Here is a 5,188-nt window from a genome sequence, read left to right as displayed (position 1 = left end):
CGGCTGCGGCTGCGGGGCGGACCGGCGGGAGAGGGCCGGCCTGGCCGGTGAGGCGGTCGTCGCACCACTGCAGTGCCTCGCCGAGCGTGTCGAAGCCGCCCTCGCGCAGGGTGTGCGTCCACGTCTCGGTGTCGACCTCTTCGACCACGACGCGGAACGGTGAGGGGGCTCGCTCGTCCAGGGCGCGCAGGGCCACGACGATGACCATGTCGTCCGGGTCGTCGCTGGTGTAGGAGTAGCCCATGGCGTAGTGGTCGCCGTCGCCAGCGAGGCGTCGCTCCAGGGCTCGCGTGGCCTCGTCCGCCGGCGGCGGGCCCAGCGGGGCGAGGGCGATGGCATCGGGCGGACAGCCACGGTGGATGAGCCAGGACTGTGCCATCGCGGGCAGCGGCAGAGGGGCATGCTCGAAGCTGAACGTCCGCTTCTCGTGGTCCCGTTGCAGATGCACGGCGAGCACCTGTGGCATGCCGGGGTGTCCCCAGGTGGCGGTGCGGTCGAATAGGACGTAGTAGCTGTGCGGGCCGTCGTGGTGTTCGGCGAGGGGAACGAGCATGTCCTCGTGGACGGCGACTTTGCGGTAGAAGTCGAGGTATTTCTCCTCGTCGGCGTCGAGGTTGTCCAGGTCGAAGTCGACTTCGCGGAGGGACTTCCGGTCCGGCGCCGGGTCGGTGGGAGACAACAAGGGCCTTTCGGTGAAGTCAGCGCCGCTGCGCCGGGGTGGGCCGCGATGCGCCGGGGCGAGCCGGGACCTTCGGCGCCTGCACCGTGGGAGCCCGGCGGGCGGCGAACAGCGCGGCCCGTCCGGCGTCGGTGAGCGCGACCGGCTGGCCTGCGTGCACGGGGTGGCCGGTGTCCCGGACGACCAGGCCGGCGTCCTCCAACTGCTGCAGCTTGGCGTGGGGGATGCGGGTACCGGAGGCGGCTGTGACGGACATCCGGCCGGTCAGCAGGTGTTCGTAGAGCTTGGCGCCGCCGGCGATGGCGAGCAGCGCCGCCTGGTCATCCGTCGAGAGCTGCCGTGCGTCGGGCGCGGAAGCCGCCGCTGCGGCTTCGATGGGCTCCAGGGCGGCGAGCACCGCCCGGGCGGCGGCGTCCCGCGCGGCGGCGGCCTCTTCCAGCTGGTCCACGGTGCGGTCGATGCGCGTGAACAGGGCGCTGTCGACGTCGAACTCGCCGCTGGACAGGCGGTTGAGGAGCCGGAGGTAGAAGGTGACGCTGGTCTGGGCCTTGGCCAGTTCACGGTGCCGGTCGGCCAGGTGGGCGTGCTGCTCGTCGAGGACGCCGCGGTCGCGGTAGGCCCACAGGGTGTCGATGTCGTGCCCGGTGACGGCTTGGAGGCGGTGGTCGAGCGGGGAGACCGCGCGCCGACCTGGTGTCGACGCGGGTGGAGGGGGCATAGGCGGACCTCGGTGCGTTCAGCGGGTGTGATGGTGCGCGGGGTTTGGGGCGGGACGGGGCAGCCCCGGCAGTGCGGTGGGCGGCGGACCGGGCCGGGGCACGGAAGCGCGGGTGGTCAGCTGCGGGGAACGCGAGCGTGCCGCGTGGGTGCGGGCGCTCAGCGGCCGGCGGGTCATCCCCAGGCGGCGGCCGACCTCGTCGTAGACGTCGTTGCCTGCTCGCGGCCGGATGGCGACGACGTGGATCTCCTTGGGATGCGCGGACTCCGCGGGTGCCGGGCGGACGCCGTAGACGACGCGCCAGTCCTTGCGCGAGTCCACGAACAGCTTCCGGAATCCCTCCAGGTCACCGTCGAGACGCAGGCCGAAGCGCTGCGCGTTCACGACTTCCTGCAGGTAGGCGAGGGTGAGGTCGCGGATGTCGCTGGGGGCCTGGAGGAGATCGGTCAGCGCGCGGGGGTCGAAACTGAGTCCGAAGGCGGGCTGTCCCGCTCCCGCGGTCATGACGTCGGCTCGTCCGGTTCGGCGGCTTGTGTCGTGTTCGCCGTCTCCGTGCGCACGGACGGCGGCGGACCGGGCAGAAGGCGGTGCGCGGGCCGGTCGGGCGAGGTCATGCAGGCCGACAGCGGCCCACCCGGCGCGCGGATCGCCGCGACGGCGTGGGTGAGGAAGTCCCGGTGCCACACGAACAGGCCGGACAGCCCGGCTTCGGGATCCTTGTGCTGCTGGTAGGCGAGCCACAGGGCGTGGAGCCAGGCCACGACGTCGTCGTGCTCCTGCCACTGCAGGCACCAGGGTGCCGCGGTGGTGACCTCCGCCCCGTACACCGGGAGGAAGAAGTCATCCACCCAGTCGGACAGGGCGTCGAGTTCGTCCTCGCGTTCTTCTCCGTCGAGTTCCAGGATCGGGCGGGGCTCCGGTGGAGCGGCGGGAGGCGGCCCGCCGAGTCCTGGCATGCCGAAGGCGGCGAACGGTGATCCGCTGGGCGGCGGGGCGGACGCGAGGTGGTCGAGCTGCTGAGCCTGTTGCGCCGACTGCTCCATGAGCCGCCGCACGCTCGCCTCGATTCCCTCCAGCTGTCGATCCGGAATACGAACCGGCTCCAACTCGCCATCGTCAGGCGACTTAGTTGATTCGGGCATTGAAAAGCTCGGCCTCCTACGAGACACGGGATGAGAAAAGGACGGAAGCGTCTGCGCGCGTCCCATCCGGCGAGCTGCACGGCCACTGCGGCGGTGTTTCGCCGATGGCCACGCTTGGGGAGCCGGTCGCCTTGGCAGCAGGCAAGGACGGGGCTCAGCCGGTAAGGTCCACGTCGTCCTGCGTGAGGGTTTCGCGGATCGTCTCGGTGAGCCGGTCGGCCGCGATCGACGCGTAGTGCTCGGTCTTCTCCACGCCGATGAAGTCCCGGCCTTCCAGCAGAGCGGCCACGCCCGTGGAGCCGGAGCCGGCGCAGAAGTCGAGGACCGTGCCGCCCTCGGGGCTGATCTTGACCAGCTCGCGCATCACCTCGACCGGCTTCTGCGTGATGTGCCGGCGCTGCGCGCCCGAGGGCTGCGACGCCGAGTACATGCCGGGCAGATAGACCGGGTTCCGGGAGCCGTCGATCGGCCCCTTACTGGCCCAGACGATGAATTCGCAGTTCTGGGTGAACCGACCCTTCTGCGGCCTGGCCTGCGGCTTGTGCCAGGCAAGCACGCCGCGCCACAGCCACCCGGCGGCCTGGATCGCGTCCGTCGTCGTCGGGAGCTGACGCCAGTCGGTGAACAGCAGCGCGGTCCCGCCGGTCTTCGTCAGACGGTGCGCTTCGGTCATGATCTGCGTCAGCCAGAACGCGTAGGACCTCTGGTCCATGTTCTCGCCGGTGAAGTCTGCGAGGTCGTTCTTGGCATCGGCGGAGGTGTACTTCTGCTTCGCGGAGCGGGTGGTGCGCTCCTTCGCGGTCCGGCCACCGCTGTTGTACGGCGGGTCGGTGATGACGGAGTCGACACAGCCGTCCGGAAGACCGGAGAGAACGGCCAGGGCGTCGCCCTGGTGAAGGGAAAAAGGCAAAGAGGGGCCCCTAATCGGGTGCGGATTCACGGAGTCGAACTAGCCGCCTCGCACAGGAGTCCTCGCAGGCCGGAAGTGGGCATGCAGAAGCCCAGGGCCGCGGACCGAGGAGGCGAGGGGGAGTCCAAAAACTGTAGAGGCGAATTGGCCGACGACCAAGAAGTGCCGTGCGAGGGTGCCGGATTCCGGCACCTCGCGCCAGCTTTTTGGTCAACCGCCAATCCGCATCTACTGTTTTTGAACCGCCCGGCGCACACCGCCGCTGGCTACTCCCCCGCCACACCTCACGGAGGTACCCCCTTGCCCCGGCACACCTAGCTCACGGCCCGGCCAGCTGGGAGCGAGCGGCAACTCGCCCCACATCGGTCCGCCTTGATCGCCCACCCCGGCCGCCGCGCCCTTCCACCACGCCTCGCGCACGCGGCACGCCGGACACCGCACCCCCGAAGGACACGCTCATGACGTCTCGCTACCCACCCCTGCCCGACCTCGCTGACCCACGAGCGGTCCGCTCCGGTTGAAGGCGCTCGCCGCCGGCATCGGCGTCGTCTTCCTCTCCCCGCTTCTGCTCGCCGGCACCGGCATGATGATGGCGTCCTCCGCGGACGCCGTTCAAAGCAGCAGCAGCTCCCTCATCTGCCTGAACGACATCAACACCGGCAAGGTCGCCGAGCAGGTCACCAAGATCCTCGACGGGGCGTCCGGCAAGAACGTCCACGTCGAGGGCCTGGACCTGCCCGCCGAGCAGGTGCCCAATGCCCAGACGATCGTGGCCACCGGTATCAGCCTCGACGTCCCCAAGAAGGGCCAGGTCATCGCGCTCGCCACGGCGATGCAGGAGTCGAGGCTGCGCAACCTCAACTACGGCGACAGGGACAGCCTTGGGTTGTTCCAGCAGCGTCCCTCCCAGGGCTGGGGCACCGCCGAGCAGATCCGTGACCCGACGTACGCGAGCGAGCAGTTCTACAAGCACCTGCTCAAGGTGCACGGCTGGCAGCAGATGACCGTCACCCAGGCCGCCCAAGCCGTCCAGCAGTCCGGCCTGCCGGACGCCTACGCGCAGTGGGAGCACCTGGCCACCGCGCTGCAGGAAGCCATCGCCAAGACCTTCCCCGGCGCCGGAAACGACAAGGACGCCAAGGACCCGAAGCCAGGCAAGGACTCAGGAGCCGGCACCACCGGCTGCGCTCCGGGCCAGGACGGCTCCGGCTTCGGTCCGATCCCCGAGGGCAGCGTCCCGAAGGGATACAAGATCCCCAAGGACGCCGACCCGAAGGCGCGCAAGGCCATCGAGTGGGCGATGCACCAGCTCGGCACCCTCTACCAGTGGGGCGGATCCTGCACCAACGCCCACGGCCCGGACCCGATGGGCCGCTGCGACTGCAGCTCGCTGATGCAGCAGGCGTACGCACACGCCGGCGTCACCCTCAGCCGCACCACGTACACGCAGGTCAACGAAGGCAAGGCAGTCTCGCCCGCCCAGCTCAAGCCCGGTGACCTCATCTTCAGCCGCGGTACCGCAAGCCGTCCCGAGCACGTCGGCATGTACATCGGCGAGGGCCTCGTGATCGAGGCACCGCGCACCACCAAGCCGGTCCGGATCACCCCGATCAAGGACTGGACGATTCTCGCCGCCCGCCGCGTCATCTGACGCCACCGCCCGGCCACCGCTCCAGGCCGGCCGCCGCGGCGATCTCCCGCGCCCCGAGCGCATCTCCCCACCCCCTCTGCTTCCCCTC

6 protein-coding genes are annotated in these 5,188 nt (G+C 70.2%); 1 reads left to right on the top strand and 5 read right to left on the bottom strand.

Translation table 11 applies throughout. The features are described 5' to 3' along the window. The 5 genes from N4P33_RS32370 to N4P33_RS32350 all read right to left on the bottom strand — a co-directional run. A partial coding sequence (locus tag N4P33_RS32370) for a hypothetical protein (RefSeq protein WP_260830508.1) occupies nucleotides 1-682 on the bottom strand: 682 nt, incomplete at its 3' end. A 16-nt stretch (nucleotides 683-698) separates the two neighbouring features. After that, nucleotides 699-1,397, bottom strand: a complete 699-nt coding sequence (locus tag N4P33_RS32365; protein ID WP_260830507.1) for a hypothetical protein — start codon at nucleotides 1,395-1,397, stop codon at nucleotides 699-701. Nucleotides 1,398-1,415: 18 nt separating this feature from the next. Then, nucleotides 1,416-1,901, bottom strand: a complete 486-nt coding sequence (locus N4P33_RS32360) for a hypothetical protein (RefSeq protein ID WP_260830506.1) — start codon at nucleotides 1,899-1,901, stop codon at nucleotides 1,416-1,418. Beyond that, on the bottom strand, nucleotides 1,898-2,440 hold the full coding sequence (locus N4P33_RS32355) for a DUF4913 domain-containing protein (RefSeq protein WP_061915836.1): 543 nt from the start codon (nucleotides 2,438-2,440) through the stop codon (nucleotides 1,898-1,900). Before N4P33_RS32355 ends, N4P33_RS32360 begins: the two co-directional genes overlap by 4 nt. A 253-nt stretch (nucleotides 2,441-2,693) precedes the next feature. Beyond that, nucleotides 2,694-3,449: a site-specific DNA-methyltransferase gene (locus N4P33_RS32350; RefSeq protein WP_006143159.1), complete on the bottom strand. Its 756-nt coding sequence runs from the start codon at nucleotides 3,447-3,449 to the stop codon at nucleotides 2,694-2,696. 517 nt (nucleotides 3,450-3,966) lie between these two features. On the opposite strand from N4P33_RS32350, the gene N4P33_RS32345 reads away from it, so the two are divergent. Then, a complete protein-coding gene (locus N4P33_RS32345) occupies nucleotides 3,967-5,100 on the top strand; it encodes a C40 family peptidase (RefSeq protein ID WP_260830505.1) in 1,134 nt (377 codons plus the stop codon). Nucleotides 5,101-5,188 lie beyond the last annotated feature (88 nt).

The organism is Streptomyces sp. 15-116A (genome assembly GCF_025290915.1).
Taxonomy (GTDB): Bacteria; Actinomycetota; Actinomycetes; order Streptomycetales; family Streptomycetaceae; genus Streptomyces.
The sequence above is the reverse complement of the archived record's forward strand: the minus strand, read 5'-3'. Positions and strand labels throughout refer to the sequence as shown.